The sequence below is a fragment of the [Actinomadura] parvosata subsp. kistnae genome (assembly GCF_900323885.1).
Lineage (GTDB): Bacteria > Actinomycetota > Actinomycetes > Streptosporangiales > Streptosporangiaceae > Nonomuraea > Nonomuraea composti.
The window spans coordinates 996,255-1,023,247 of sequence record NZ_OOHJ01000015.1 but is presented as its reverse complement, the minus strand read 5'-3'; the positions used below and the strand labels follow the sequence as shown (position 1 = coordinate 1,023,247).

The 26,993-nt window shown below is 70.8% G+C and carries 32 protein-coding genes; 17 read left to right on the top strand and 15 right to left on the bottom strand.

Translation table 11 applies throughout. The annotated features are described in order from the left end of the window. Positions 1-666 precede the first annotated feature (666 nt). From KIS93_RS19385 to KIS93_RS19365, 5 genes are all read left to right on the top strand, one after another. Entirely contained in the window at positions 667-1,047 is a 381-nt protein-coding gene (locus KIS93_RS19385) for a PaaI family thioesterase (protein WP_329607688.1), read from the top strand. Then, a complete protein-coding gene (gene dut / locus KIS93_RS19380; RefSeq protein WP_080036272.1) occupies positions 1,044-1,484 on the top strand; it encodes a dUTP diphosphatase in 441 nt (146 codons plus the stop codon). The genes KIS93_RS19385 and dut overlap by 4 nt, the downstream gene beginning before the upstream one ends. 72 nt (positions 1,485-1,556) lie before the next feature. Beyond that, entirely contained in the window at positions 1,557-2,195 is a 639-nt protein-coding gene (locus KIS93_RS19375; RefSeq protein WP_080046398.1) for a DUF3710 domain-containing protein, read from the top strand. A gap of 28 nt (positions 2,196-2,223) precedes the next feature. Beyond that, positions 2,224-2,610 (top strand): OB-fold nucleic acid binding domain-containing protein, encoded by a 387-nt coding sequence (locus KIS93_RS19370; RefSeq protein ID WP_043614113.1) that lies wholly within the window; start codon positions 2,224-2,226, stop codon positions 2,608-2,610. A 4-nt stretch (positions 2,611-2,614) separates the two neighbouring features. Beyond that, on the top strand, positions 2,615-3,286 hold the full coding sequence (locus KIS93_RS19365; RefSeq protein ID WP_230465927.1) for a DUF3159 domain-containing protein: 672 nt from the start codon (positions 2,615-2,617) through the stop codon (positions 3,284-3,286). A 71-nt stretch (positions 3,287-3,357) separates the two neighbouring features. On the opposite strand, the gene KIS93_RS19360 is transcribed toward KIS93_RS19365, so the two are convergent. After that, positions 3,358-5,091 carry an HAD family hydrolase gene (locus KIS93_RS19360; RefSeq protein WP_080036273.1) on the bottom strand — a complete coding sequence of 578 codons (1,734 nt, stop codon included), beginning with the start codon at positions 5,089-5,091 and terminating at the stop codon, positions 3,358-3,360. 125 nt (positions 5,092-5,216) lie between these two features. On the opposite strand from KIS93_RS19360, the gene KIS93_RS19355 reads away from it, so the two are divergent. The 3 genes from KIS93_RS19355 to aroA all read left to right on the top strand — a co-directional run bounded on the left by KIS93_RS19355 (position 5,217) and on the right by aroA (position 7,989). Further along, on the top strand, positions 5,217-5,567 hold the full coding sequence (locus KIS93_RS19355; RefSeq protein WP_186404321.1) for a PadR family transcriptional regulator: 351 nt from the start codon (positions 5,217-5,219) through the stop codon (positions 5,565-5,567). 34 nt (positions 5,568-5,601) lie between these two features. After that, entirely contained in the window at positions 5,602-6,540 is a 939-nt protein-coding gene (locus KIS93_RS19350; RefSeq protein ID WP_155126297.1) for a hypothetical protein, read from the top strand. A gap of 207 nt (positions 6,541-6,747) precedes the next feature. Next, positions 6,748-7,989 carry a 3-phosphoshikimate 1-carboxyvinyltransferase gene (aroA, locus tag KIS93_RS19345; RefSeq protein WP_080036276.1) on the top strand — a complete coding sequence of 414 codons (1,242 nt, stop codon included), beginning with the start codon at positions 6,748-6,750 and terminating at the stop codon, positions 7,987-7,989. 77 nt (positions 7,990-8,066) lie between these two features. Here the strand turns inward: aroA and KIS93_RS19340 are convergent, their stop codons facing one another. Both KIS93_RS19340 and KIS93_RS19335 read right to left on the bottom strand, forming a co-directional pair. After that, positions 8,067-8,948, bottom strand: coding sequence for a nucleoside hydrolase (locus KIS93_RS19340; protein WP_222107528.1), 882 nt, complete (start codon positions 8,946-8,948; stop codon positions 8,067-8,069). A 194-nt stretch (positions 8,949-9,142) separates the two neighbouring features. Continuing rightward, entirely contained in the window at positions 9,143-9,664 is a 522-nt protein-coding gene (locus KIS93_RS19335) for a P-loop nucleotide/nucleoside kinase family protein (RefSeq protein ID WP_080036278.1), read from the bottom strand. A gap of 85 nt (positions 9,665-9,749) precedes the next feature. Between KIS93_RS19335 and KIS93_RS19330 the strand changes: the two genes are divergently transcribed. From KIS93_RS19330 to KIS93_RS19320, 3 genes are all read left to right on the top strand, one after another. After that, positions 9,750-10,337: a hypothetical protein gene (locus KIS93_RS19330; RefSeq protein ID WP_080036279.1), complete on the top strand. Its 588-nt coding sequence runs from the start codon at positions 9,750-9,752 to the stop codon at positions 10,335-10,337. A gap of 41 nt (positions 10,338-10,378) precedes the next feature. Next, positions 10,379-10,951, top strand: coding sequence for a hypothetical protein (locus KIS93_RS19325; protein ID WP_155126300.1), 573 nt, complete (start codon positions 10,379-10,381; stop codon positions 10,949-10,951). A gap of 104 nt (positions 10,952-11,055) precedes the next feature. Then, complete coding sequence (locus KIS93_RS19320; RefSeq protein WP_080036281.1) at positions 11,056-11,310, top strand: hypothetical protein; 255 nt, start codon at positions 11,056-11,058, stop codon at positions 11,308-11,310. Between the two features lie 46 nt (positions 11,311-11,356). On the opposite strand, the gene mltG is transcribed toward KIS93_RS19320, so the two are convergent. The 9 genes from mltG to KIS93_RS68390 form a co-directional block, all read right to left on the bottom strand. After that, positions 11,357-12,280 (bottom strand): endolytic transglycosylase MltG, encoded by a 924-nt coding sequence (gene mltG / locus KIS93_RS19315; RefSeq protein WP_080036282.1) that lies wholly within the window; start codon positions 12,278-12,280, stop codon positions 11,357-11,359. After that, complete coding sequence (locus KIS93_RS19310) at positions 12,277-12,789, bottom strand: SigE family RNA polymerase sigma factor (RefSeq protein ID WP_080036283.1); 513 nt, start codon at positions 12,787-12,789, stop codon at positions 12,277-12,279. The genes mltG and KIS93_RS19310 overlap by 4 nt, the downstream gene beginning before the upstream one ends. Positions 12,790-13,144: 355 nt before the next feature. Next, a complete protein-coding gene (locus tag KIS93_RS19305) occupies positions 13,145-14,017 on the bottom strand; it encodes a DUF3037 domain-containing protein (RefSeq protein WP_080036284.1) in 873 nt (290 codons plus the stop codon). Between the two features lie 14 nt (positions 14,018-14,031). Beyond that, the gene (locus tag KIS93_RS19300) at positions 14,032-14,754 is read right to left on the bottom strand and encodes a hypothetical protein (protein ID WP_186404320.1); all 723 of its coding nucleotides are present in this window, start codon (positions 14,752-14,754) and stop codon (positions 14,032-14,034) included. Between the two features lie 278 nt (positions 14,755-15,032). Then, positions 15,033-15,899, bottom strand: a complete 867-nt coding sequence (locus tag KIS93_RS19295) for an alpha/beta fold hydrolase (RefSeq protein WP_080036286.1) — start codon at positions 15,897-15,899, stop codon at positions 15,033-15,035. A 71-nt stretch (positions 15,900-15,970) separates the two neighbouring features. Beyond that, positions 15,971-16,213: a hypothetical protein gene (locus KIS93_RS19290; protein WP_155126306.1), complete on the bottom strand. Its 243-nt coding sequence runs from the start codon at positions 16,211-16,213 to the stop codon at positions 15,971-15,973. Positions 16,214-16,343: 130 nt separating this feature from the next. After that, positions 16,344-16,778, bottom strand: a complete 435-nt coding sequence (locus KIS93_RS19285; protein ID WP_246005319.1) for an Hsp20/alpha crystallin family protein — start codon at positions 16,776-16,778, stop codon at positions 16,344-16,346. A 76-nt stretch (positions 16,779-16,854) separates the two neighbouring features. After that, a complete protein-coding gene (locus KIS93_RS19280; protein ID WP_335673901.1) occupies positions 16,855-17,526 on the bottom strand; it encodes a M48 family metalloprotease in 672 nt (223 codons plus the stop codon). Positions 17,527-17,555: 29 nt separating this feature from the next. Next, positions 17,556-17,750 carry a M48 family metallopeptidase gene (locus KIS93_RS68390; protein ID WP_335673897.1) on the bottom strand — a complete coding sequence of 65 codons (195 nt, stop codon included), beginning with the start codon at positions 17,748-17,750 and terminating at the stop codon, positions 17,556-17,558. A gap of 198 nt (positions 17,751-17,948) precedes the next feature. On the opposite strand from KIS93_RS68390, the gene KIS93_RS19275 reads away from it, so the two are divergent. The 3 genes from KIS93_RS19275 (at position 17,949) to KIS93_RS19265 (ending at position 19,796) form a co-directional block, all read left to right on the top strand. Further along, positions 17,949-18,209 carry a DoxX family protein gene (locus tag KIS93_RS19275; protein ID WP_080036288.1) on the top strand — a complete coding sequence of 87 codons (261 nt, stop codon included), beginning with the start codon at positions 17,949-17,951 and terminating at the stop codon, positions 18,207-18,209. 61 nt (positions 18,210-18,270) lie between these two features. Then, on the top strand, positions 18,271-18,897 hold the full coding sequence (locus KIS93_RS19270; RefSeq protein WP_186404319.1) for a proteasome activator: 627 nt from the start codon (positions 18,271-18,273) through the stop codon (positions 18,895-18,897). A 209-nt stretch (positions 18,898-19,106) separates the two neighbouring features. Continuing rightward, positions 19,107-19,796, top strand: a complete 690-nt coding sequence (locus tag KIS93_RS19265; protein ID WP_186404318.1) for a neutral zinc metallopeptidase — start codon at positions 19,107-19,109, stop codon at positions 19,794-19,796. Positions 19,797-19,911: 115 nt separating this feature from the next. On the opposite strand, the gene KIS93_RS19260 is transcribed toward KIS93_RS19265, so the two are convergent. Further along, positions 19,912-21,141, bottom strand: coding sequence for a class I SAM-dependent RNA methyltransferase (locus KIS93_RS19260; protein ID WP_230466429.1), 1,230 nt, complete (start codon positions 21,139-21,141; stop codon positions 19,912-19,914). Positions 21,142-21,229: 88 nt separating this feature from the next. Between KIS93_RS19260 and KIS93_RS19255 the strand changes: the two genes are divergently transcribed. Next, a complete protein-coding gene (locus KIS93_RS19255; protein ID WP_080036292.1) occupies positions 21,230-22,849 on the top strand; it encodes an alpha/beta hydrolase in 1,620 nt (539 codons plus the stop codon). A 2-nt stretch (positions 22,850-22,851) separates the two neighbouring features. On the opposite strand, the gene KIS93_RS19250 is transcribed toward KIS93_RS19255, so the two are convergent. Then, positions 22,852-24,903, bottom strand: a complete 2,052-nt coding sequence (locus tag KIS93_RS19250) for an APC family permease (RefSeq protein ID WP_080036293.1) — start codon at positions 24,901-24,903, stop codon at positions 22,852-22,854. 103 nt (positions 24,904-25,006) lie between these two features. Between KIS93_RS19250 and KIS93_RS19245 the strand changes: the two genes are divergently transcribed. Together KIS93_RS19245 and KIS93_RS19240 are read left to right on the top strand one after the other, a co-directional pair. Beyond that, entirely contained in the window at positions 25,007-25,672 is a 666-nt protein-coding gene (locus KIS93_RS19245; RefSeq protein WP_080036294.1) for a potassium channel family protein, read from the top strand. Between the two features lies 1 nt (position 25,673). Then, positions 25,674-26,333: a potassium channel family protein gene (locus tag KIS93_RS19240; RefSeq protein WP_080036295.1), complete on the top strand. Its 660-nt coding sequence runs from the start codon at positions 25,674-25,676 to the stop codon at positions 26,331-26,333. A 327-nt stretch (positions 26,334-26,660) separates the two neighbouring features. Here KIS93_RS19240 and KIS93_RS19235 read toward each other — a convergent pair whose 3' ends face one another. Further along, positions 26,661-26,894 (bottom strand): hypothetical protein, encoded by a 234-nt coding sequence (locus tag KIS93_RS19235; RefSeq protein WP_155126315.1) that lies wholly within the window; start codon positions 26,892-26,894, stop codon positions 26,661-26,663. Positions 26,895-26,993 lie beyond the last annotated feature (99 nt).

Sequence of the window (26,993 nt, the reverse complement as noted above, 5' to 3'; positions counted from 1 at the left end):
GTCCGAGCGGGCCGAGGAGAGGCTGGTGCCTGGGCGGGGCGAGCGGTCCGGCCGGGGATGACCCTGGCGAGCCGTCCGAGCGGGCGTCCGGGCGAGACGGTCGGGACGACGCGGCGGCTGGGATGATCCGGACGGGCCGTCTGCACTGTCCGGGCGGGTGTCCGGTTGCGGCGAGCGGGATGAGCGGGCGAGCGGTCCGCGCGGGCTGGTAGCCGGGCGGACTGGCGGCCAGGCGTGGCCGTCCACGCCGCTTGGGCGGGTGTCCGGTTGCGGCGAGCGGGATGAGCGGGCGAATGGTCCGCGCGGGGCTGGTGGCCGGGTTGGCGTCTGCGCTGTGTGGGCGGCGGCCGGTTGCGGTGAGTGAGGGGATCGCGGCGGGCGGGTGATCGGGGTGGGCCGTTCGAGGGAGCTGGAGGGTGATCGGGACGGGCGATCGGTGTGGGGGGCTGCTGGAGCAGCGGTGGGGTGGGACACCGAGTAACCTCGTCACCCGTGACGCGTTCCTCCCTCACCACCCCGCCGCCGGGCGCGCAGCCGCCCCCCGCGCATCCTGACGCGCCCTCGGCGGGTAGCACGTTGGGCTCCCACTACAGCAAGTGTTTCGGGTGCGGTGCCGGGCATCCGACGGGGCTGCATCTCAAGGCCCGAACTCCGGACGGGGCCACTGTGGAGGCGGAGTTCACGGTGGGGGAGGCGCATCAGGGTGCGCCGAGGCTGGCGCACGGCGGCGTGCTGGCCACCGCCATGGACGAAGTCATCGGTATGTCCGTCTACCTGCTCCACAAGCCGTATGTGACGGGACGTCTGGAGACCGACTACCTCCTCCCCGTTCCCGTGGGCACGACACTCCACCTGCGTGCCTGGTGCACCGGCATCGACGGCAGAAAGGCGTACCTTGAGGCTGAGGGGCGCATCGGCGCTCCAGACGGGCCGGTCGCCGTCCGCGCGGCAGCGCTGTTCATCGAGGTGAACATGGAACACTTCGCCAAGCACGGCGATCTGGCCGCCATCGCCGCCGAACACCAGGACTACGAGGTGAACCCTTGAGCGGAGCTGAGGTCCTCATCCAGCGGCTCGACCCCGAGCTGCCGATCCCGTCGTACGCCCATCCGGGTGACGCGGGAGCCGACCTCTACGCGGCCGAGGACGTGGAGCTGCTGCCCGGTGAGCGGGCCGTCGTCGGCACGGGGCTGGCGATCGCCCTTCCCGATGGGTATGCGGCTTTCGTGCATCCGCGTTCGGGGTTGGCGGCCAAGCACGGTGTCACGCTGGTCAACGCGCCCGGCACGGTCGACGCCGGCTACCGGGGCGAGATCAAGGTGACGGTGATCAACACCGACCTCAAGGAGCCGTTCAAGCTGCGGCGCGGCGACCGGGTGGCGCAGCTCGTCATCCAGCGGGTCGAGCGGGTGACGTTCGTGGCGGCCGAGCGGTTGCCGGAGTCCGTGCGGGGCGCCGGCGGGTTCGGATCGACCGGCCGTTGATGGGAAGGGGCCCGGCAGGGCCCGGCGAACCACGGGCCCGCAGGGGCCCGACGAGCAGGGAGAGTGAGGAACGTGTTCCGACGTCGTCGTCGTGAGCAGCCGGAGCAGGCGGTCGAGCGGGAGCCTGCCGCGCCAACGCGAGAGTCCGGCCCGTGGGACGCCGACGAGGCCCACCCGGAGACCGAGCGCATCGACCTGGGCGGCCTGCGGCTGCCGCACAACCCCGACTTCGACGTGCGCCTGGCCTCCGTGGGGGACCAGCACGTCGGGGTGGTCGTCCTGTACGAGGAGAGCTCGCTGCAGCTCCAGGCGCTGGCCGCGCCGCGCAGCTCCGGCCTGTGGGACGAGGTCAAGACCAAGATCCTCAACCAGGCGAAGCACCTGGAGGAGCGCGAGGGGCCGTTCGGCACGGAGCTGGCCGGCGAGATGCAGGTCGAGGGCAACAGCCGCCCGGCACGCTACCTCGGCATCGACGGGCCGCGCTGGTTCCTGCTGGCGGTGATCTCCGGCAAGGCGGCCACCGACGACGCGGTCGCGGAGCCGTTCATCGACTTCATCAAGGACGTCGTGGTCGTGCGCGGCGACGAGCCGATGGCGCGTGAGGAGCCCATTCCGCTGCGCCGTCCGAACGAGCAGCCGAACGAGCCGGGCGAGCAGCGGCCGGGGCTCAACCCGTTCAAACGAGGTCCTGAAATCAGTGAGATTCGCTAAGAGCTGACATCACATAGGCTGAGGCATCATGAGTACGGCAGAGCCCCCTAAACGCGGGGGATTGCGCGGGTTCTTCAGCCGCCTGGCCACCAGCCAGTCGGAGATCGAGGCCCAGGAACTCCGGGAGGACGCCGACGAGGTCGGCGCGACCCCGATCGTCTCGTGTGGCGGTCGCCGCCGCTTCTGTGTGGCGGGTACGCTACGTACGGTGACTCTGCGTCCGAGGGGCGGCGCCCCCGCTCTGGAGGCCGAGCTCTACGACGGGTCCGACGTGATCGACCTGGTCTGGCTCGGCCGTCGCAAGATCGCGGGCATCGAGCCGGGCCGCACGGTCAAGGCCGAGGGCCTGGTCAGCATGCAGGACGGGCGCAAGGTGATGTTCAATCCGCGTTACGAGCTGCGCCCAGGGAGTTGATCAGGTGAGTGCTGAGGCGGAAGAGGTCGCCCACGACACCGTTGAGGCGGCGGTGCGAGCACAGCTCGCCAAGGCCCTCGGCGGGGTGCGCGGCATCATCGAGGCGGCGGTCCCGACCATCGCGTTCACGTTGTCCTGGATCTCCAGCGAAGACCTCAAGCTGTCGCTCATCATCAGCATCTCCCTGTCGGTGGTGCTGCTGGTGGTGCGCGTGATCCAGAAGTCCACGCCGCAGTTCGTGATCAACAGCTTGATCGGCATCGCGATCGGCGCGTTCTTCGCCAGCCGGTCGGGCGACGCGAAAGACTACTTCCTGCCCGGCATCCTCTACAACGCCGGCTACGCGGTGGCGATGCTGCTCTCGATCGCCACCCGCTGGCCGGTCGTGGGGTTCCTGATCGGGTCGGTGACGGGCGACCCCACCGCCTGGCACAAGGATCCCGGCATCGTGCGGCTGTGCACGCGGCTCACGTGGCTGCTCATGCTGCCCTGCGCGGTCCGGGTGGCCGTGCAGGGGCCGGTGTACCTGTTCGGCGGCGGGGACGAAGCGGTGGCGGCGCTCGGGTTCGCCAAGATCGTGATGGGGTGGCCGTTGCAGGTCGCCGCCCTGGGGGCCATGCTGTGGCTGCTCGGGCGCGGGCGCACCCCGATCAAGCCACCCGTCGCCCCGGCCTGACCCCCGCGGGCGGCCCGGCGCCGTTCGGCGGGCCGGGCTGCTCCGGCTTCCGGCTCGGTCTGAGGCGGAGGTCAGCGGTCCTTGTGGTCGGGGTCGAAGTCGGTGGGCTCGGCGGGCAGGGTGTAGCGGGCGCCGATGAGGTCGGCGACGCGGCGGCGGCCGTCCCGGGGCGACAGCTCGCCGTGCGCCTGCTCCACGGCGGCCACCTCGTCGGCCAGCTCCGCATCGCCGAGCTTGTCGCGGATCCACGCCGAGTAGTCGCCGCGCCGCAGGTGGTGCAGCCAGGTGTCGTCGTCCACGCCCTCGCTCAGCTCGACGAACGTGTGCAGGTTCCTGGCCCGCAGCCGCAGCCGCTCCTGCGGCCCCGTGAAGTAGAAGCTCTTGTCCTTGGCCATGGTGCCGGCCGCGTACTTGCGCCGGTGCCGGGTGCGCTCGGCGCGGGCGGGGGCGAGGGTCAGGGCGCGCGCGTGCTCCGTACCGTCCTGCCAGAGCGCGATGTCGCTCTTCGGGGCGGGGCGCAGCGACGGGGCGGACAGGCCGAGTGCGGTGGCGAAGGCGGCGAGCGTGTCGCCGGGCTCCTTGCCGACCGCGATCGTGCTGGTGACCAGGCGCAGCGCGGCCGGGCTCAGCGCGTCGGGATGCACGGTGATCATCAGCAGCGCGCCGACGTCGCCGGGCCCCTGGAGGGGGACGTGGCGGACCTCGGCGGGCATCAGGTGGTGGGCCTCGTCCAGGATGAGCCAGTGTGGGTGGCCCAGCTTCGCGCGCAGGCCGGTCAGGCGGGGCAGCAGCTCGGCGAAGTACGCGGGGCGGTCGCGCAGCTGCAGGCCGATCAGGTTGACCACGACGCTCTGGGACGGCTGCTCCAGCACGTGCATGACCTCGTCCACGGCCGGCGCCCGGTCGGGGTCGCCGAGCACGGTGACGCCCGGATGCTCGGCGTAGTCGCCCTCCGGGTCCACGATCACGCACTGGTAGCCGTCGCCGTTGAGCCGTTCGAGCAGGGCGGTGGTGACGGTGGACTTGCCGCTGCCGGACGGCCCCGCCACCAGCAGGCCGAGCCCGTACGTGGGCAGCCGTACCTCCTCCTCGCCCGCGTGGCCGAGCAGGACGTGGTGGCGGGGCAGGTCCAGCTCGTCGAGGTCGCCCGCCAGCAGCCGCGCCGCCAGCTCGGCCACGCCCCGCCCGTTCGCCGCGTCGAGGGGCAGGTCGCAGGCGTCCTTGAGCGCGGGCAGGGCGTTGGCGACGGCGGCGCCGCACTCGGCGGCGGTCAGGAACGCGTGGTCGTTCTCGCCGTCGCCGACCGCGACCACGCTGTGCCGTGACAGGGACAGGCGGTCGAGCGCCGCGCACAGGCCGCTGGCCTTGTTCACGCCGGGCGGCAGCACCATGACGGCGCCCTTGTTGTAGATGACCTGCAGCTCCAGGCCCAGCTCGCGGATCGCGCGCAGGACGGGCACGTCGTGCGGCTCGCGCGTGGCGATCAGCACCCGGCCGACGCCCAGCGGGCGCACCCCTTCCGCGCGCAGCCGCTCGGCCAGCTCGGCGGGCGGGGGCGCGGCCAGGGCGTCGCGGGTCCGCTGGCGCGGGTCGTACAGGAGACCGCCGTTCTCGGCCACGATCAGGTCGAACAGCACGGGGTGCGGGAAGACCGAGAGCAGGTCGTCCAGTTCGCGCCCGGTGACCATCAGCAGCTTGAACCCGGCCCGCGACAGCCGCTCCAGTGCCTCGATCGTCTCCTCGGCCACCTGGCCGTTCGTGGCCAGGGTCTCGTCGTAGTCGCAGGCCAGCACGTTGTAGCGCATGAGCGGTGTCTACCCGTGAGGGCCCGCACATCCGGGCGGGCGGGTGAATGCGAGGTGAACTTTGACCTGTGGGATGAGCTGTTCCGCTTGCCTCGATAGTCAGATCATCGGTATATATCGGTGTCATGAAGGATCGAGCGATGCAGGAGCCGACGTTCCTCATCCTGACCGCGCTCGCGGCCGGGCCCCAGCACGGCTACGGGATCATCACCGACGTGCTGCGGATCTCCGCCGAGCGCGTGCGGCTGCGGGCCGGCACGTTGTACGCGGCGCTGGACCGGCTGCAGGGCGAGGGGCTGGTCGAGGCCGAACGCGAGGAGATCGTGGACGGGCGGGCCCGGCGGTACTACCGGCTGACGCCGGCGGGCGAGGAACGGCTGGCGGCCGAGACCGAGCAACTGCGGCGGAACGTGGAGACCGCCGCCGCGCGGCTGCGGTCCCGGCGCCACCTCGGGCCGATGGGGAGCGGCGCGTGAGCGGGCGGGGTTCGCGGCGGACGGGGAGTGGCGCGTGAGCGAGTTGGAGCGGGGTTACCGGCGGTTGCTGGTGGCGTACCCGAAGGAGCATCGGGCGCGGCACGCGGAGGAGATGGTCGCGGTGCTGCTCGCGAGCGCGGAGCCGGGCCGGCGGCGGCCGTCGGTGCGGGACGCGTACGACGTGGTGCGCGGCGGCCTGGCGATCCGGCTGCGGCACGCCGTCAGCGGCCGGTCGAACCTGCACTGGCGGGACGCGCTCGGCATCGCCGCGCTCCTCGCCCCCGTCGCGCTCTTCGTGCTCAAGCTGGAGGCCGCCGCGAGCTACGGCGAGTGGGTGCTGCGCGGGCGGTTCAACCCGGACGGGCTGCGGCTGATGGGGGAGGCGGGCATGCAGGCGCTGCCGTACGCGCTCGTGGCGTTACTCACCTGGCTGAACCGGCCCTGGGCGGCGGCGGCGTGCGCCGCCGGGTACGCGCTGCTGTCGGGGTGGTCGATCTATCGCGTCGAATATGAATTCGCGCAGTGGAACGCCGACGGGGTGCTCGTCCGCGCGGACCCGATCGATGCGAGCGACATCGGCATGGGCATGCTGCCGGCCGTCCTGTGCGCTGTGATGCTGGCCGTCGCCCCCGCTCCAGGCCCCGGCTCGGCCGGCACCGCGCGGCTGCTCAAGTGGACGGGCGTGCTGGCCGGGGCGTCCGTTCTGGCGGCCATGAGCTTCAGGTGGGCGGGCCTGCCGGTCGCGGTCGCGATCGTGCTGGTCGCGGGGATCTTGGCGCTGCGCTCGCCGGTCGGACGGCGGGCGGCGGTCGTGCTGGTGCCGATGGCGGCGATGATCGTCGCCAGAACGTTGTGGGGGAACCACCCGCTGAGCCTGGCCCTGCTCGTCACGCTGTCGGCGGCGGTGCTGGGCGTGGTGGGGGTGCTGGCCAGGGCCGGCTCGGTGCCGTCCGGCCGACCCACCCGATCCTGAAAGCCGCCCGCCAAGGCGGACCGGCCCGCCCGGTCCTAAAGGCCGCACGCCAGGTGGACCAGCCCGCCCAGTCCCGAAGGCCGCCCGCCCAGTCCCAAAGGCGGCACGCCCAGTCCCGAAGGCGGCACGCCCAGTCCCGAAGGCCGCGCGCCCAGGACCCGGCTGGGCGCTCGGCCGCTGGTCGCCCGCAGGCTTAGGCTCTGCGGTATGACGATCTTCCACGTTCCCGGCTCGAAATCCGTCACCGCCCGTGCCCTGTTCCTGGCCGCCGCCGCGCACGGCACCACTGTGCTGCGGCGCCCGCTGGTCTCCGACGACACGGAGGGGTTCGCGGAGGGGCTGCTCGCGCTGGGTTACCGGGTGGAGCGGGGGCCGGAGGCGTGGACGATCACCGGACGCCCGGAGGGGCCCGCGTACGGGGAGGCCGAGGTGTTCTGCCGCGACGGCGCCACGACCGCGCGCTTCCTGCCCGCGCTGGCGGCGGCCGGGCACGGGGTGTTCCGCTTCGACGCCTCCGCCCAGATGCGCCGCCGCCCCCTCGGCCCCCTCACCAGGGCGTTGCGGGACCTCGGCGTGGACCTGACGCATGAGCGGGAGGAGGGGCATCATCCGGTGACGGTCCGGGCGAACGGCATCAAGGGCGGCCGGATCACGCTCGACGCGGGCCTGTCGTCGCAGTTCCTCACCGCGTTGCTGCTCGTCGGGCCGCTGACCGCCGAAGGTCTGGAGATCACGGTCACCGACCTCGTGTCGGCGCCGTACGTGGAGATCACCCTCGCGATGATGCGCGCCTTCGGGGTGGAGGTGCGGCGAGAAGGGAAGACCTTCCACGTGCCGCCTGGCGGCTACCGGGCGGCGGACTACGCGATCGAGCCCGACGCCTCCACCGCCAGTTACCCGCTGGCCGCCGCCGCCCTGACCGGGAACACCGTCACGATCCCCGGCCTGGGCTCGGAAGCGTTGCAGGGGGACGTCCGCTTCGCCGACGTGCTCGCCCGCATGGGCGCATCCGTCGACATGTCGCCCGATTCCGTGACCGTCACCGGTACCGGCCGCCTGCACGGCCTGACCGTCAACATGCGCGACATTTCCGACACCGTCCCGACCCTCGCCGCCATCGCCCCGTTCGCCGACGGCCCCGTACGGATCGAGGACGTCTACAACACCCGCATCAAGGAGTGCGACCGCCTGGAGGCGTGCGCCGGGAACCTGCGGCGGCTCGGCGTGCCGGTCGCCGTCGGCCGCGACTGGATCGAGATCACCCCCGCCCCGCCCCGAGCCGCGGAGATCGCCTGCCACGGCGACCACCGGATCGCCATGTCGTTCAGCATCACGGGGCTGCGCACGCCGGGGATCACGCTGGACGATCCGGGATGCGTGAAGAAGACGTTCCCCGGGTTCCACGAGGCGCTGGCGGGGCTGCGGGAGGCGTGGGGCATCGCACGCTGAGGGCCGGGCGCCCGCTCCTATCCCTTCGCGAACGGCGTGCTGATCTGCCCGCCCCACCTGTGCCGGATGTCCGAGTCTCAGCGGTGCTCACGACCGAAGGCCCTGATCTTGGCGAACATGTCCTCCAGCAGGAACCGCACGTCAACCTCCTCGCAGACCCGGATGGGGTGACCGGAGCCGGGCAGGTAGGCGCCGTCGGCGCTGAAGCGGGGGGCGGGTGTCAGGCGCAGGTTGCCGCTCGGGGGCCAGAGCATCAGCGCGATGGCCGGGGAGTCGCCCAGGGAGCGGGACTCGATCGGCGCGGGGTGGTAGGTGGCGTTCCACTCGCGCAGCTGCTCGATGAGGTAGCGGCCCAGCGGGCCGGCGTCACCGATCTTCTCCTCCAGCTCGGCGTAGCTCACCGAGACCTTGGTGTAGACGTCCCTGGGCACCTGCCACACGGTGATCCCGGAGTCGAAGACCACGTTGGCGGCGTGCACGTCGTTGGAGAGGTTGAACTCGACGTCGGAGCCCTCATCGTAACCGCGGTAGCCGGAGCCGCCGATCCAGATCACGGTCACCGGCCGCCCGGCCAGCTCGGGGTCCAGCAGGAGGGCCGAGGCCATGTCCGTCAGGGGGCCGAGGAACGCCACGTAGAGCCGGTCGTCCTGGCTCGCGAGCTTCGACTCCTCGATGATCAGCCGGGCTCCAGGGGAGTCCACCGGGGTCCGCTCGTCGGGCAGGGCCGTCGCCGCGCCGTTCGCCACCGTGACGGAGCCGGTCATGCCGAGCAGATCGAGCAGGAGGCCGATCTCCTCGCGGGACTCCTCCATGCTGCGCTGCGTGCGCCGGGTGCCGAAGTGGGCCGGGATCAGCCCCCGCATGTCGAACGTGGGCGACAGCAGCCCGTGGACGATGGCGAACTGGTCGTCGGCCTCGTTCTTGGCGTCCGTGTTGATGATCACTCTTCGTCGACGCAACAGGGCTCCCGGGAGTGCATGATTATGCGATACTGCATAATTTTCCGTGCCGGTAGATTGGCCGATTCGTCCAGGTCTGTCAATAACTGTGAGCAACCTCCGATCGTGAAAATTGCTCATACCAGGCGGGTCCTGCAGGGGTCTGCCTCACGCGCGCCACGGCGCGCAGACCGGGGCATTGGGGACCTTCCGGATCAGCTCTTGACGGCCTGCGCGATCTGCTCGGCCGTCTGGACGGGGGTGAGGTGGGTGGTGTCGATCACCTCGGCCTCGGCGTGCAGCCACGTGCGGGCCGCCTCCGCATACGGTTCGAGGTAGTGCAGGCGGAACGCGGAGGGGCCGAGCACGGTGTCGCCCTTGATGCGCCGGCGCAGGGTGTCCTGGTCGGCGTGCAGGACGAAGTGGCGTACCGGGATGGCATGGCGGGCCAGCCCCGCGCTGATCTCCCGCCAGTACTGCTCCACCAGCACCGTCATGGGGACCACCAGCGTGCCGCCCACGTAGTCGAGGACGTGGCGGGCGGTCTCGACGACGAGCGGCCGCCACGGCGGCCAGTGCTGGAAGTTGCCCATGGACGGCAGCGACGGCTTGATGTCCATGAGCGTCTCGCCGACCTTCTCGGCGTCGAACACCCGCGAATCCGGGATCAGTGGCTGGACGAGCGCGCTGGTGGTCGTCTTGCCCGCGCCGTGGGTCCCGTTGATCCATACGATCATGAACGTTCACGCTAGCGCGCCCATGCGATGCGAGGTAGAGCTTCGGGGACGCCGGCGGTAGTGTCGGCCGGATCGGAGGAATGGGTTGATCACGGAGTATCAGCAACGGCTGCGGCGGCACTTCCTGGCTGCTCCCGTCGTCCCGGCCCCCGACCCCTGGCAGCAGGTGCCGGCCGGCGGAACGGCCGTCGGCGGGCTGCTGGGCATCGGGTTCGCCGTGCATCCGGAGAGCGGGCGCGATCTGGTCATGGTCGTCTCCAGCGACGGTTACGGCCTGTTCGACGCGGTCACCGGGGAGAAGATCGCCCGTGACCGCGATCCCGGCCTCAGCACGCCCGACGCCTCTCCCGACCTCACGTGCCCTGGTCTCGGGCCGATCGCGGGCATGCGGGTGCACATCGCCGGCCTTTACGGCGGCGGCCTCCACCACACCACCCAGGACGGCTGGGGGCTCGACGTCATCGTCCCCGAATGGCCCCATGAGCGCGTCCTGCTCTCCCGGTACGGCGACATTTACCGGGACCCGCCGGGGAAAGGCTGGTGGCACATCTTCCACGTCGTCTCCAGCACTTTCCGTGCCGCCGGATTCTCGCCGTCGGGCCGCACCCTCGCCGTCGCCACCAGCAGCGACCTGATTCTCTGGACGCGGCCGGCTTTCGATGTGCGAGCGTGATTCCCTGGAGTTCGTGGTCGCCCCGGCATTAGGGTGACGCCGTGATCGACAAGCCGCCCGGATGGTGTTATCACGCTGCCGTAGTGCTGACCACGCTGGTCCTTTTCTGGTGGGTCAGCATTCCCGTCAGCTACAGCGAATCCGGCGTGCTGGTGATCTTCGTTCTGGTGCCGCTGGTGTTGTATTGGGTCGTTCGCTTCCTCGTGGCGTTGATACGCGACGCGCGGGCGGTATGGCGCCGATTACCCGGCTGGATCCTCCTCCCCTTGATCGTGGCCGGGCTGTGGGCCGCCGTGGACGCCGACCTGCCTTTCAAGGCGCGTTTCGCTCTGTCCCGGAGCAGCATGGAGGACTTCGCCCGGAGCATTCTCACCAGCGGCGCGCGGGAGGATTCCGTCTGCGCGTGGACCGGGCTCTATCCGGTGTGCGGCCACCTTTCCGCGGAAACGGAATCATCCACCGTGGTCCGGCTGCACATCAGTGATTGGCCGATCACAGGCTCGCGAGGCTTCATCTGGGCTCCCTATGGTCCGCCGCCGCTTGACGACTACGACTACGACCTCAGGCATGTGACCGGCCCATGGTGGGGCTGCCGTGGATGGGACGGCTGGTGACAGCGCTCAGGGGGCAGGCGGCCGGTTCGGTAAAGATCTTCGCATCGAACCCTGAACCTCTTGATCCACATGCGCGGGTACGAACGCTGGCGAACGACCATCTCATGCCCTATCGGGGGACCACCATGTACAAAGCCGCCTTCGCCGCCATCACCATGACCGCCACCGCCCTCCTCCTCGCCGCCACACCCGCGATCGCCGGCGACGACCTCGACTTCCACGGCCCGACCTTCGTCATGTGCGACCACGGGATGACGACCGTCGTCAAGATGAACGCGCCGCTGAGCCTGTGGACCACGAAGGCCGGGTGCGCGGACACGGACGACGACGACGCGAGCTACGTTCACGGCATGAACTGAGGCCGTACGCGTCGGCGGGAGGCCCCTGGGGCCTCCCGCCGGTGCGCTACTCGGACCGCCGCGCTCGCTCGACGAGCTCGTTGTACTCCTTCTCGTTCGAGGCGAACGCCAAGGTGCCCCGCTTCGGGTCCGTGACCACGAAATAGAGCCAGCGGCCCGCGGCCGGATGGAGCGCGGCCTTCAGCGCGGCCGCGCCCGGGTTCGAGATGGGGCCCGGCGGCAGGCCGCGACGACGATAGGTGTTGTACGGCGAACGCGACCTGAGGTCCTCGGCCGTGGCCGCGACGGAGTACTTGCCCAGGCCGTAGAGCACCGTGCTGTCGAGCTGCAGCATCATGCCCCGCGCCAGGCGATTGTGGATGACCCGGGACACCTTCGGCATGTCGGCCTCGGTGGGCGACTCGGCCTGGATGAGGCTGGCGATGATGACGACGTCCAACGGGTTGGGTTCGGCGGCCAGGCCGAGCCCGTCCGCCGTCTCACGGAACCGCGCCACCATCCCGGCCAGGATCTCGGCGGCGGTGGCGGAGCCGGCCACCCGGTACGTACCCGGATGGGCGAAACCCTCCAGCCTGCCCTTCGCGTACGGCGGCAGGCCCAGCGCCTGACCGTCCTCGGCGGCCCGCGCGAACGACTCCGCCGGCTTCCCGGTCATGCGGGCGAGGTCGTCGAACAAACGGGTGACCCGCCGTCCCGGACCGACGGTCATCTCATACGTACGCTCCGGCTGCGGACGCGTGGCCGACACCGCCGGCGCCTGCGGCCACCCGGGCCCGGGCTCGGGCTCCGGATGGAGCGCTCGTACGCTGATCGTCCCGCCCACGGCCAGGACGACGACCGTGACGGCAGCCGCCAGCGCGACACCCCTGCGCCGGGCGGGACGGAACTGGAGGAACCGGGCCGGAGGCGGCGGCTCCTGCTCACCGGCCATGTCGGCAAGGGTCTCACGCAGCAGGTTCTCGACGTTCAACGGAACTCCCTCACAGCGCTCAGCTCCGGCGCGGACTTCTTCAGCCGCTCCAGCGATCGGTAGATCTGGCTGCGGACCGTGCCCACCCGCACGCCCAGCAGCTCCGCGATCTCGGTCTCCGACTTGTCCTCGAAATAGCGCAGAACGAGCATCGTCCGCTGCCGGGGCGTCAGCCGCGACAACGCCGCCCGCATCGTCAACCGCAGGTCCGCCGCCTCGGCATGCCCGTCGCCGGCCCGTTCGAGCCGCTCGTCCGTGCTCACCTCCACCACCCGCGACCGCCGCCGCCACCAGCTCACCTGCTCGTGGTACATGGTGCGCCGCACGTACCCCTCGATGGCCTCGGGATCCCGCACCCCGCGCCACCGCGCGGCCGTCTTCGTCAGGGCCGACTGGACGAGATCCTCGGCGGCGTGCCGGTCACCGGTCAGCAGATACGCCGTCCGGAACAACGCGCCCGACCGGTCGATGACGAACTGCCGCAGAGCCGCCTCAAAGCCTGGATCCACCCGTCCTCCTCCTGATGTCACCCACCAAGGACGACCGGGCACCGCGGAACTATGCCGGGTTCCCGAAGAATGTCAGGAGTCCGCGTTCCCCAGACATGGGTTCACCCGCCTGCGACCTCGCCTGATTTTTCGCCGGTGGGATGAAGGGGGCGGGGCAAGTAGTGTGTCGCGCCCGCCCCGCATCGGCCCGCACTTCCTTCCGCGTTCCCGACCCAGGGGCTTTCGCTCACCAGGGCGGAGGTCCGTCGTCCTGCGCAGAAACAATGAGGGCGGCCCTTCAAAGGCCACCCTCACGGGGTGGGGCAAGGTGGATGGAGGTGAAAAGTCCGGTGAGCGTCGAAAGTGATCTACCGGTCTACAGAGACTGTGCCAGTTCGGCCGCCTTCGTGCTGATGGCTGCCACGTCCTCGGAGGAGTGGATCTCCGCCCCGAGGTTCTTGAACACCTGCTCAGCCTCCTCATACGCCTTCGTCTCTTCAGGAGTCTCCGGCGGAGCGATCACCACCTCGAGGTCCACGTCCCGGGCGATACGGCTGACGTTTCCGAGCGCGTCCACGACCCGAGCGTCCTCCCCATCACGGAAGCGCCCGAGCGCGTACCCCCAGGACTTCACCCTGTCGGGGACCTCGTCGACCTGCGCCAGGCGGAACGACCAGGTCTGCGTGAGCTGGACGACTCTGCCGTTCGCGATGGCGAAATCCATGGCGGATTGCAGCTTCGCCCCGACGTGCAGCTGTACCTTGGCACGCACGAGGCGCTCGTCGAGGTGGGCCTCCTGGTAGGCCTTTCGCATCTGGCTCTGGAGCGCATGGCGCGTCACCGAGCGGTGCTTGGGCGACTCGACAGGATCGACGATCAGATGCTCGAAGACGAACGCCAACGCCTCCTGCGCATCGTTCGCGATCACTGGCGCCGGTGCGCTGAACTGCACGATGTTGCGGTGGTCGCGATGGAGCCTCTCCAGCCAGTCCTCGCCCAGAGGCTCACCGGTGTCCTCCAGCAGCGCCGCTTGATGACGCTCGATCTCGTCGTACAGCTTGAGCAGACATCCCGTGGCCGTCTCCAGAATGGGACGGTCGACGAAGCGGCGGACGCGCTGCAGGTTGCTCAGCTGCCGTAGCGACCAGTCGCCCGTGGTGGGGTCGCCCGCTATGGCGCCGATGTTGACGAACTCGCCCGTTCTGGGATCGGGGAGGCAGCGAACAATCGAGTAGATGTAGCGGCTCATCGACGAACCTCCCTTCAGATCAGTGCCCGGATCCTGCTGGCCACGGCCGGCGCGCGATGTTCGAGGAACCAGCCAAGTGCTTCCAGATCGTCGTCGCCCACTGGCCACGATGCTGGCACGCCACACATGACATTGACGAGAGCATCACGGCTTATTGTCTCAAGTGCGTGTGACACATCGGCGATCGCCTGACGGTCGAGCCCGGCGGGTGGGTCGGCGAGCGGGTTCGGCTCGTCTGCGCAGTCGGTGAGGTACTGGCGCCTGATCGTCCCGTCGTGGGGCGGGAGATAGAGGCCGTGATCGTGGCTGTAGATGGAATGATCGCTGTCGAGGTCGTGCAGCCACTGAGGATCGTCGCCATAGCACCAGTCGTATAGGGCGTAAAGGCCTACGTGACGGCGCCGGTTGTCGTTCCGAGCCCGTCCTGTCAGCACCGGGCGGCTCTCAACGGCGTGCTCCAACGCGGCGCTCGCGTGGGCCAGACCCGCCGACAGCTTGCCGCCGGAGGGGAGCGGCCAGTCAGCGAGCGCCTCCGGGATGCGGATGAGACTGCTGCCGCAGACCGGCGCACCGATCAACCTTCCGACCTGTGCGATCACGTACTCCACGGCGACGGAGCCCTGAGCGAACTCGGGGCACCCGCCCAAGGTCTTCATGAAGTAGCTTCGGTCATCGTCGGCCAGCACCCGGATCGGGTGCGCCCACGACTGGCTCGCCGAGCCGCTCAGAGCACGCACGCTCAATGCGTCGAATCGGTCATGCCGACTGTGGACCAGCCCAGCCCAGTCCTGTGGATGGACCACGAGCGCCTCTCTCTCTCGGCATGCTGCTAGGTCGCTAGCACCTTAGAGCGTGCGAGGGGTGGGACGCGGGCGCCTTTCTGCTGTTTGTGCGGGTGCGCTCGCCGGGACGTCCCGCGGCTGATCGCCGAGGTCAGGCGGCGGCGGCAGTTGCTTACGGAGGAGGGCCCCGAGGTGTGAGCATCGAGGGGCAGGTCTATCGGTGTTTCGCCGCTCTAGCCGGGGAAGGGTGACGTGGCGGGCGGCTGGTTCTGCACTGCGGTGCGGAGTGCGGTGCCGAACTGGTCCGGGGCCTCCAGCCAGGGGTTGTGTCCCGCGTTCGGGATGATGACCACCTCGCAGGCCAGGTCGCGTGCGGCACGTCGCAGGGCGTCGGCGGGGCGGCTGTCGCCGGCGCCGCCGATGATCACCGCGCCCGGCGGGAGGCGCTCGCGGAGCTCGTCCATATGGGATTCGAGGGGGTCGGCCTTGGCCGCCGCGTTGAGGCGGCTGTTCATCGTGTAGTTGATGGGGCGTAGCGTGCGGGCTGATTCCAGGGCCCACGCCCATGCCTGGTTCCGGTCCGCGTGGTCGGTGGACCACGACAGTGTCAGGTACTCGATCTCCTCGGCGTCCGTGCGCGAGCCGAGGGCTTCGAGTTCGGCGAGCCTGGCCTGCTGCTCGTCCGTACGGCGGGCTCGTTGGGTGGCTCGGTCGGCGTCCCGCCAGGGGCCCAGGAAAGGTCCGGCGATCTGGATCAGGCCGGCCACGCGCTCGGGGTGGGCCAGCAGGAAATAGGCGGCCAGGGTGGTGCCGAACGAGTGGCCTATCAGGACGGCCCGGTCGTGGCCCCATGTGTCGAGCAGCGAGGCCAGATCCTCGACGTGGCGGGCGACCGTGTGCTCGCCCTCCCAGCGGGATCCGCCGGTTCCGCGCTGGTCGTAGCGGTGGACCAGGCACAGGTCGTCGATGAGGGCCGCGACCGGGGCCAGGTAGTCGGGGACGCCTGGGCCGCCGTGCAGCATGACCACGGGGGTGCGGGGTGACAGGGCTGAGCCGGTGGTCCAGGTGCGTAGCCGGGTGCCATCGTTCAGCTTGATCATGGCCGGGGGTCATGGGCGTGAGTGTAAGGCAGGCGGGGAGCGGGGTGGGGTGGGTGCGGGTACAGGCCTCCTCAGTGGTGGCGGGCGGGTGGGGAGTCGTTCCAGGGTTCGCGCCACGCCGGCTCCGGTTGCTGCCAGAACGGACGTAGCGGGCGGCAGTCCACTTCGCCGTCGGGCTTGCCCGGCGCGGCGTGCGCCAGGGCGGTGATCTTCGTGATGCGGCCGTCGTGGCTGGTCGCGCGGGTCGCCTGGACGCCGGGCAGGAACGAGCCCGGTGGCGTGCCGAGGACCGGGGCAGGGGACAGTCGTGCCACCACGTTCCTCTCTCGTGAGGGGACGGGGGCGGGGGCGTACATCGTGGGGGCACCTCCTCGCGGCTCCGAGGGTCACGGTCGGGGGCGGCGAGCACGGCCCCCGCGAGGGGAGCCGTGCTCGCCGCCGGCGTCAGCCGTTGATGGCCTTGGCCTGCTCGCCGGTCCTGATCTCGACGGTGCGGGGCTTGGCGGTCTCCACGGTCGGGATCCGGAGGGTGAGCACGCCGTTGTCGTAGGCGGCCTCGACGTGCTCGGTGTCGAGGTGCTCGGGCAGATAGACGCGCCGGGTGAAGCTGCCCATGGGGCGCTCCTGGACGAACAGCCGCTCGTCCTCGCCGTGCTCCTCCTCGCGGGTGGCGCTGACCGACAGCACGCCGCGGTCGACGCTCACCTCGATCGAGTCGGGGTCGACGCCCGGGATGTCGAAGCGCAGCAGCAGGTCGTCGTGGCGGCGCAGCCCGTCCATGGGCATGGCCTGGTCGCGGCCGGCGATCGCGGCGAGCTGTCCGAACTGCCGCTCGGCTTCCTGAAGGAGCGGATCGATCGACGTCAGCAGCATCGTCATCACCTCCTGGTCAGGCTCTGTGCTGACATGACGCCGTCACCTTCTTTATACCTCCGTGCGCAGGAAACCTCAAACTTCAGTTGTAGACTTTTCGTACGTTCGGAGAGGCGGCGGCCGAGAGCATGTGCAGCCGGGCCACCCGCTGGTAGAGCGGCGGATGAGTGGAGAACAGGGCGGCGAGCCCGTGGCCGCTCAGCGGATTGGCGATCATCAGGTGGGCGGCGGCGGGCACGTCCCCGGTGGCAGGCAGGGGCAGCCGGCGCGTCCAGGCGTGGATCTTCTCCAGGGCGTCGGCGAGGGAGAGCGGGTCGCCGGTGAGGGCGGCGCCCTCGTCGTCGGCGGCGAACTCCCTCGTCCGGCTCACCGCGAGCTGGATCAGCGTGGCCGCCAGCGATCCGAGGACGAGCATGGCCAGCCATCCCAGCGGCCCGGGGGACGACTCGTCGCCGTCGTCGCCGTCCGGGCCGAGGGGGAGGAGCCAGGCGAGGTCGGCGAGCATGGTCAGGCCGCCCGCCAGGGTCGCCGCGACGCTGGAGAGGAGAATGTCGCGGTTGTGGACGTGGGCCAGCTCGTGGCCGAGCACGGCCCGCAGCTCGCGGGGGCTCAGCAGGTCGAGCAGTCCCTCGGTGACGCACACGGCGGCGTGCTGCGGGCCGCGGCCGGTGGCGAACGCGTTCGGCTGGCGCACGGGGCTCACGTACAGCCTGGGCATGGGTTGACCGGCCGCGGCGGCGAGGCCGGCCACCATGGCGTGCACGCCGGGAGCCTCGGAGCGGCTCAGGGCCGGGCCCGCATCGCGCGCAGCGCCAGCCGGTCGGAGAAGAGCCAGGTCGCGACGTTGAGGCCCAGTGACAGGGCGAGAGCCGCGAGGAGCCCGGCTTGCCCGCCGATCCAGTAGCCCAGCGTCAGGACGATGGCGGTCAGCAGACCGAGCAGGGCGGCGGTCTTGAGGGTGTTGGCGAGGCGGCGCACGCTGGTCACCTCCGTTCGCTCTTCAGGTGCGCCTTGAAGCGGGGCCGTCTGGCGTGACAAACCGCCAGATCTGGTCATTCCGGACGTTCTTGTTACTTCTTTCATAGTAAACTTGCATGGATTTACAGGTTTGTTAACGTGTCAAGTGCAACCTGTGCTCTGTCTCCCGCTCGTTCTTCCGCGCCGAGGAGGACCTGCATGGACATCGGTCTGCTGATCCTGCGCGTCGCGCTGGGTGCGCTGCCGGCCGCGCACGGCGCACAGAAGCTGTTCGGCTGGTTCGGCGGCCACGGCCTCGCCGGCACCGCCGGGTTCTTCGACTCCGTGGGCTACCGGCCCGGGCGCAGGCTCGCCGCCGCGACCGCCGCATGGGGATGGCGGCAGCACGTACGGCAGCACGAGACCGGGACCGCCCCGCAGCGGTCCGGCACGGACCTGACCCACGCCGCCACCCGGTGACGCCGCTGCACCGCCGGGGGCCGGGCCGAGCGCTCGACGTCGCGAAAGGAGGAGCATGCCGATGAACAGCGCGCACCAAGGGGAGCCGCGGATCAGGCGGTCACCGTCGGGCCTGCTCGTCGTCGAGCACGGCGAGCAGGCCGCTGGAGGGGGAGCGTCCGGGGCGTCCCAGCTCCCTCCTTCGGAGCCGTCCCAGCCTTCTCCTCCGGAGCCGTCAGCGCGGAAGAACGCCTGGCCCTCGGCGGAGCTGGCCGCGATGGCCCGGCAGGACAAGCTGGTCCGCCTCGGGGTGATGATCCGGCAGCTGTGCGCCGAGCTGCGCGAGATGACGCTGGACGAGAACGCGCAGGCGCGCCTCGCCGTCCTGTACGACCGGATCGCCGAGGAGATCGCCGGCATCCTGCCTCCGGAGCTGCGCCAGGAACTGCACCGCCTGCGCCCGTCCCTGGACGCCCGGCCGACCCGCGCCGAGCTGCGCGTCGTCCACGCCCAGCTGCTGGGCTGGCTGGAGGGGCTGTCGCACGGCGTGCAGGTGGCGCTGAGCCTGCACCGGGCCAACCTCGTGCAGCAGTACCAGGCGTTGCGCTCGGGTACGTCCGGCGGTGGTACGAGCGGCGCGCGCGGCCCGGCCGCCACGCCTCAGGCCGGCTCTTCACCTCCGGGCCTGCACAGCAACGCCTACCTCTGACGAGGGCGCCGAGGCCGAGTCTCACGAGCAGGGCCGGCGCACCTCTTTCAGGCCGGCCGCGGCTCCCGCGCCGCACGGGCGACATGTAGCGCTCCAACCCCGCAAGCCCTATTGTCACCCCTCATGAAACCCCTGAAGATCGCGGCACTCGCCTGCGCCCTCGCCGCCCCCTGACCGTCGCGGCGGCCCCGCACGCCTCGGCTTATCCCGTGAAGAACCCGGTGCTGGTCAAGAACGCGTTATACCAGGCCGGTCCGCTGCCCACGACGACCTGCGACGACCTGCCGGCCGAGCCCGTGACGCCCACCGAGGCCCGCACGTACATCAACGAGGCCCTGCGCTGCCTGGAGAGCACGTGGGGCCGGCACCTGAAGAAGGCCGGCCTGCCCTATGAGCCGGTCAAGGTACGGTACGTGACCAGCCTGCCCAAGAACTACTGCGGATCCGAGGACGGCGAGACGATCGAGTCGTCCGAGGTGTGGTACTGCGACTGGGACCGCACGCTCTCCTTCAAGATCGGCAAGTCCTGGCTCCTCGGGCCGCCCGACCTCGACCTGTTCAACACGACCGCCGTCATGTACGGCTACCACGTACAGAAGCTCGCCGGCCTCTACGACGCGAGCGAGGACCTCAGGGCCGGCAGCAAGGCCGAGCACCTTGAGCAGAGACGGCGCATGTACCAGCAGGTCGAGTGCCTGGGCGCGGCCTTCATGAAGAGCGTCTGGCCGCTGCCGGGCAAGACCGCGCGGGACTGGAAGAGGGTCGAGTCGTCCTACCACGGCGACACCGCCGAGTACGGCAAGGCCGCCAGCATCAAGCAGTGGGTCAAGGCCGGGTTCCGCACCGCCGACCCCGCCTCCTGCAACACCTGGGTGGCTCCCTCCTCCAAGGTCTCCTGAACCGGTCGGCGGTGGTCCTGGCGGTCGCCGTCCGTGCGGCGCCGGCGCACGCCATCCCGGCCCCGTGGAGGGGTGGGCTGCCGGCGGCCCACCCCGGGAACGGGATTCGGGTGGGTTACGGCCTCGCCAGGAGGGCCACGCACTCCACATGGTGGGTCATCGGGAAGGCGTCGAAGGCTCTCAGGTCGGACATCGCGTAGCCGTGGTCTCTGAACCAGGCCAGGTCGCGGGCCAGGGTGGCCGGGTCGCAGGAGACGTAGACGATGCGGAGGGCGTCCAGGGAGGCGATACGCTCCACGACGTCACGGCCGAGGCCCGCCCGGGGTGGGTCGACGACGACGATGTCCGCGCGTTCGATCTGGAAGCGATCCAGGGCTTCCTCCACGCGGCCGCGTTCGATGCGGGCCTGGGGGAGGTCGCGGAGGTTGGCGCGGGCGTCGCGGACGGCGGCGGCCTCCGATTCGAGGCCGAACACGGCGCCTTCGGGGCCGACGATCTCGGCGAGGCCGGCGGCGAAGAGGCCGACGCCGCAGTAGAGGTCGAGGGCCCATTCGCCGGGCTCGGGGGCGGCGTAGGCGAGCACCGCGTCGAGGAGCGTCTCGGCGGCGCCGGGGTGCACCTGCCAGAAGCCGCTGCCGGCGACGCGGAACTCGCGGTCGCCGACCTGCTCGTGCAGGACGCCGGAGCCGCGGCGCGGCACGGTGCGGCCCTTGCCCTGGTCGAGGAGGATGGAGGCGGGCGCTTCGAGGTCGGGGACGGTGACGCTGCGCCGGGGGCGGGGCCGCACGACGACGGCGCGATCGCCGCCTGAGGAGGCGATGACCTCGACGCCGGCGGCGCCCTGCCACGTGTGCTCCTCGACGCCGGCCGCCTCCACCTCGGGGTGGGCGATGAGGCAGGCGTCGACGACCTCGATGTCGTGGGAGCGGTGCCGGCGGAAGCCGAGCTCCCCGGCGGGCGTGGCGGCGAACTGCACGCGGGTGCGCCAGCCGAGCCCGTCCTTGGCCCCGGGCACCTCCTCGACGACGACCTCGCGTTCGATGCCCGCCAGGCGGCGCAGCTGCTCGGCCACGACCTGCCCCTTGAGGCGGCGCTGCGCCTCCAGCGTGGCGTGCTGCCAGTCGCAGCCGCCGCAGCGGCCTGGGCCCGCGTACGGGCACGGCGGGACGACCCGGTCGGGGGATGCCTCAAGGATCTCGACGGCGTCGGCCCGGAGGAAACGGGAGGTCTCCTCGGTGACGTCGGCGATGACCCGCTCCCCCGGCAGGGCGTGCCGTACGAACACCACGCGCCCTTCATGGCGCGCCACACACCAGCCGCCATGGGCGACCGGACCTACCGTCAGCTCGAGCGATGCCTGTTCCACATCCGACACCTTAGTGCCCCTACCCGGATGACCACTTATCGGACTTGATCCATTACGCTGGGTGTTCATGGAAAGGGTGGTGCGGCGGCGGCTCGGGTTCGGGGGGACGCTGCTGGCCACGCTGTTCGCCTGCGCCTCGCTGACGCCGTCGCTGCTGCCGCGCACCTGGCTGTACCAGGGGGTGATGGGCGCGGTCACCGGCATTCTCGGGTACGCGGTGGGCGCGGCGGCGGGGGCGCTGTGCCGTACGGTGATCAGGCTGCCCGAGCGGGGGCGGCGGGCCGCGTGGCAGGTCATGCTGGGCGGGTGTGCCGCGCTGGCGGTGGTGGCGCTGTGGTACAGCCTCGACTGGCAGCGCGACCTGCGGGCGCTCATGGGGATGGACACGCGGATCGAGTGGTTCCCGCCGGTGATCCTGGCCGTGGCGGCCGTCCTGTTCGCCGCGGCGCTGCTGGCCGCCCGTCTCGTACGCCTCGGGGGCCGCAAGCTGATCACCTGGCTCGACCGGTACGTGCCCGCCTACCTCGGCCACGCCCTCGGGGTGGTGGTCGTCGCCCTGCTGGTGGGGGTGTTCGCGAACGACGTGCTGTTCAACGGGTTCGTGGCGCGGATGAGCGACATCTCGTCCGTCGCGAACGAGGGCACGCATCCGGGCGTGCGCCGGCCGGTGTCGGCGTTCGTGTCGGGCGGGCCGCGGTCGCTGGTGAGCTGGGAGTCGCTGGGGCGGGAGGGGCGCCGCTTCACCGGCACGGCGGCGACGCCGGCGCGGCTGCGGGCCTTCTCGGGGCGGCCCGCCGTCGAGCCGATCAGGGTTTACATCGGTCTTGACAGCGCGGCATCGCCGGCGGCCCAGGCGGCGCTGGCCGTGCGGGAGCTGGAACGCACCGGCGCGTTCGGCCGGCCGGTGCTGGCCGTGCTCGGCACCACGGGCACCGGCTGGGTGGACCCGCACATCGCCGACACCCTGGAGTACATGTACAACGGCCGCTCCGCGATGGTCGCCATGCAGTACTCGTACCTGCCGAGCTGGGTGTCGTTCCTGGTCGACAGGGAGAAGGCGGCGGCGGCGGGGCGGGCGCTGTTCGAGGCGGTGCGCGCGCGGTGGGCGCGGCTGCCCGCCGGGGCGCGGCCGAAGCTGCTGCTGTCGGGCGAGAGCCTCGGCTCGTACGAACTGGAGCAGGCCTTCCGCGGCCTGGCGGACCTGGTGGCGCGGGCCGACGGCGCGGTGTTCGTCGGCCCGCCGAACGCCAACCCCATCTGGCACCGCCTCACCAGCGGCCGCGACCGCGGCAGCCCCGTGTGGCGGCCCGTCTTCCAGGACGGCAGGACGGCCAGGTTCGCCCAGCATCCCGCCGACCTGCACCGGCCCGGCGGCCCGTGGCCGCGCCCGCGCGTGGTCTACCTGCAGAACGCCTCCGACCCCGTCGTGTGGTGGTCGCCCCGGCTGATCTACCACCGGCCGTCGTGGCTGGAGGGGGCGCGCGGGCCGGGCGTGAACCCGCAGATGAACTGGTTCCCGCTGGTGACGTTCTGGCAGGTGCTGGTGGACATGACCAGCGCCCTCGACGTGCCGCCCGGCCACGGCCACCGGTACGGCGCCAACATCGTGGACGGCTGGGCGGCCGTGGCGGCGCCCCCAGGGTGGAGCCCCAACGACACGTGGCGGCTGCGGACGCTCCTGAGGTGACGTTACGGGCGCTTGTCGGCCAACTGCTCCGGCTTGGCGGCCTGCTGCGACGGCGGGCGCCGCACCGCGCCCGGCGCGAACGGCTCCGGCCTGCCCAGCAGCCGGTCGGACGAGTGCAGCTGCCACGGCACGCTCGTCACCATCACCCCGGGCTTGAACAGCAGCCGCGCCTTCAGCCGCAGCGCGCTCTGGTTGTGCAGCAGGTGCTCCCACCAGTGGCCGACCACGTACTCGGGGATGAAGACCGTCACCACGTCGCGCGGCGAGCGCCGGCGGATGGCCTTGACGTAGTCGAGGATCGGCTGCGTGATCTCCCGGTACGGCGAGTCGAGCATCTTCAGCGGCACCGGGATGCCGCGCCGCTCCCACTCCTCCTGCAGCTTGCGCGCCTCGTCGCCCTCCACGCCGACCGTGACGGCCTCCAGCGTGGACGGACGGGTGGCGCGCGCGTAGGCGAGGGCCCGCATGGTCGGCTTGTGGATCTTCGAGACGAGCACGATCGTGTGGTTGCGCGCGGGCAGCATGGCCGGCTCGTAGTCCTCGGTGAGCTCCAGCTCGGCGGCCACCTTGTCGTAGTGGCGCCGGATCCCCTTCATCATCAAGAACAGGATCGGCATCGCGATCACCACGATCCACGCCCCGACCAGGAACTTCGTCAGCAGTACGACGATCAGCACCAGCCCCGTCATGACCCCGCCGAAGAAGTTGATCACGCGGGAGCGGTGCATCTGGTGGCGGACCTTCGGGTCGGTCTCGGTCTTCAGGTGGCGGGTCCAGTGGATGACCATGCCGGTCTGGCTCAGCGTGAACGAGACGAACACGCCGACGATGTACAGGTTCAGCAGCCGGCTCACGTCCGCCTGGAACCCCCACAGCAGCAGGCACGCGCCCAGCGCCAGGATGATGATGCCGTTGGAGAAGGCCAGCCGGTCACCCCGCGTGTGCAGCTGGCGCGGCAGGTAACGGTCCTGCGCCAGGATCGAGCCGAGCACCGGGAAGCCGTTGAAGGCCGTGTTCGCCGCCAGGAACAGGATCAGCGCCGTCACCGCCGAGATCACGATGAACGGCAGCGACCCGCCCCCGAACACGGCGTCGGCCACCTGCGCGATGATCGGCTGCTGGTAGTAGCCCGGGCCCACCGGCGTGCCGCCGGGCATGAGCAGGTCCTCGGCGACCACCGACGGCTCGGCCACCTTCACCCCCGACGCCAGGCCGAGCGCGATGATGCCGCTGAACATCGTGATCGCGACCAGGCCCATCATCAGCAGCGTCGTGGCCGCGTTCTTGCTCTTCGGCTTCCTGAACGCCGGCACGCCGTTGCTGATCGCCTCCACACCCGTCAGCGCCGCACACCCCGACGAGAACGCGCGCAGCACCAGGAACGCCGCGGCGAAGGCGGTCAGGTTGTGCTGCTCGGGCTCGATCGTGAAATGCGCGCTCGGCGCCTCCAGGTCCTCGTGCAGCACCAGCAGCCGGAACCCGCCCCAGGCGATCAGGCCAAGAACGGCGATCATGAACGCGTACGTGGGAATGGCGAAGGCGGCGCCGGACTCGCGGATGCCGCGCAGGTTGACCACGGTGAGCAGGATCACGATGACGATGGCCACGGCGGGCTTGTGCTGACCCACGAACGGGATCGTCGCGCCGACATAGTCGACGCCGTTCGCGACGGACACCGCGACCGTCAGCACGTAGTCGACCATGAGCGCGCTGGCCACGGTCAGGCCCGCGTTCTTGCCGAGGTTCGTGGTGGCGACCTCGTAGTCGCCGCCGCCGCTGGGATAAGCGTGCACATTCTGCCGGTACGAGGCCACGACCGTGAGCATCACGACCACGACGGCGATGGCCACCCAAGGGCTGAAGGAGTAGAAGGAGACCCCGGCCAGAGAAAGAATGACCAGAATCTCCTGAGGCGCGTACGCGACGGACGACAGCGCGTCGCTCGCGAAGACCGGCAGAGCGATCCGTTTGGGGAGTAGTTGCTCGTGGAGCTGCCCGCTTCGCAGGGCGCGCCCCACGAGCAAGCGTTTGACAAGATCCGTTACCTTCGCCACGTAACGAGATGCTAGCCGCATGCCGAGGCCCTAAACGCGGCGCTCCCCCCTGGGGCCATACTGGTGTCCAGCAACCGGCCGACCGCTGACGATGCGGGGGGAAATGCATATAGTGATCATGGGATGTGGCCGGGTCGGATCGACCCTCGCCCACATCCTCGAAGACAGCGGACATTCCGTCGCCATCATCGACCGGGACCCGCAGGCGTTCCGCCGGCTGCGCGCCGGGTTCCGCGGGCGGCGGGTGACCGGCGTGGGCTTCGATCGCGACGTGCTCACCGAAGCCGGCGTCGAATCCGCCGCCGCCTTCGTCGCCGTCTCCAGCGGCGACAACTCCAACATCATCTCCGCCCGCGTGGCGCGCGAGACGTTCGGCGTCGACAACGTCGTCGCCCGCATCTACGACCCCCGCCGCGCCGAGGTCTACCAGCGGCTCGGCATCCCCACCGTCGCCACCGTCCGCTGGACCGCCGACCAGATCATGCGCCGCATCCTCCCCGAAGGCGCCGAACCACTCTGGCGCGACCCCACCGGCACCGTCGTCCTCGCCGAGGTCACCGTCCACGGCTCATGGATCGGCACCCGCGTCACCGACCTCGAAACCCGCGCCCGCGCCCGCGCCGCCTTCATCAACCGCATGGGCGAAGCCGTCACCATCAGCGACGACACCGTCGTCCAAGAAGGCGACGTGCTGCACGTCATCGCCGCGGAGAACGACATGGACCGGATCAACAAGGTGCTCGCCGCGGCACCGGAAGAGGACGAGTGAGATGCGCGTCGCCATCGCCGGAGCGGGCGCCGTGGGCCGCTCCATCGCGGCCGAACTCCTGGAGAACGGCCACGAAGTCCTGCTCATCGACAACGACCCCCGAGCCATCAAGATCGACAGCGTGCCGCGTGCCGAATGGCTCCTCGCCGACGCCTGCGAGATCGCCTCACTCGACGAAGCCGGCCTCAACAACTGCCACGTCGTCGTCGCCTCCTCCGGCGACGACAAGGTCAACCTCGTCGTCTCCCTGCTCGCCAAGACCGAGTACGGCGTGCCGCGCGTCGTCGCCCGCATCAACCACCCCAACAACGAATGGCTGTTCAACGAGTCCTGGGGCGTCGACGTCGCCGTCTCCACCCCACGCCTGCTCAGCGCCCTCGTCGAAGAAGCCGTCAGCGTCGGCGACCTCGTCCGCCTCATGACCTTCCGCCAAGGCCAGGCCAACCTCGTCGAGCTCACCCTCGCCGAGGACGCACCCGTGGTGGGCCAGCGCGCCGGCTCCGTCCCCTGGCCCGTGGACGCCGCCCTGGTGGCGATCCTGCGCGAAGGCCGCGTCCTCGTCCCCACGGCCGACGACCCGCTGGAGGCGGGGGACGAACTGCTGTTCGTGGCCAACCAGGAGGTGGAACAGGAGCTCGCCCACCTCCTGTCCCAGCACTGACCCGGCACCCACCCGAATCCCGATCGCGGGGCCGGCCGTTGGGAGCCCGCCCCGAACCGGAGGGCCTCGCCTTCGGCTCGGGCTGTCCTTCACAAGCGCGCCCGCCCCAATCCCATTTACCGGGTGGGCCGTTGGGAGCCCACCCCGAACCGAAGGGCCTCGCCTTCGGCTCGGGCTGTGTTCATCGCGGGGTCGCGGCATTCGCCGCGCCCCCGCAGGCAAGGGGCCTCCCGGCCCCCTGCACCCCCGGGCCTTGACCCGGCATGGACCCACCGGTGCGTCCTCGGTGAGAACGGTAAGACCGCAGCCCGATCGCCCGCATCCGGCCTACGCCGAGACCTGCACTTCCCCGAAGTCACCGCTGGTGGCTTCCCGGGCCTTGGCGTACTCCAAAGGATCGGCCTTGATCCTGGCAGTGGCCCGCCAGCCCGCGACGACCTCCCGAGCGGCCACGCCGACATCCACTGCGGCCGGGCCGGACAGTGCTTCGACGAGTTCGAGCGCGAAGGCCCGCCGTTCGTTCCATGAAAGGTGGCGAACCCACCCGGATGCGGTGGTCAACGTCAGATCGCGCTCCTCTTCCCAGGGCGCCGGAAGGTGACGGCGTCAGGACGGCTGGTGCTCACTCTCGCGACCCTAGGCCAGAACGCATTCCGCAGG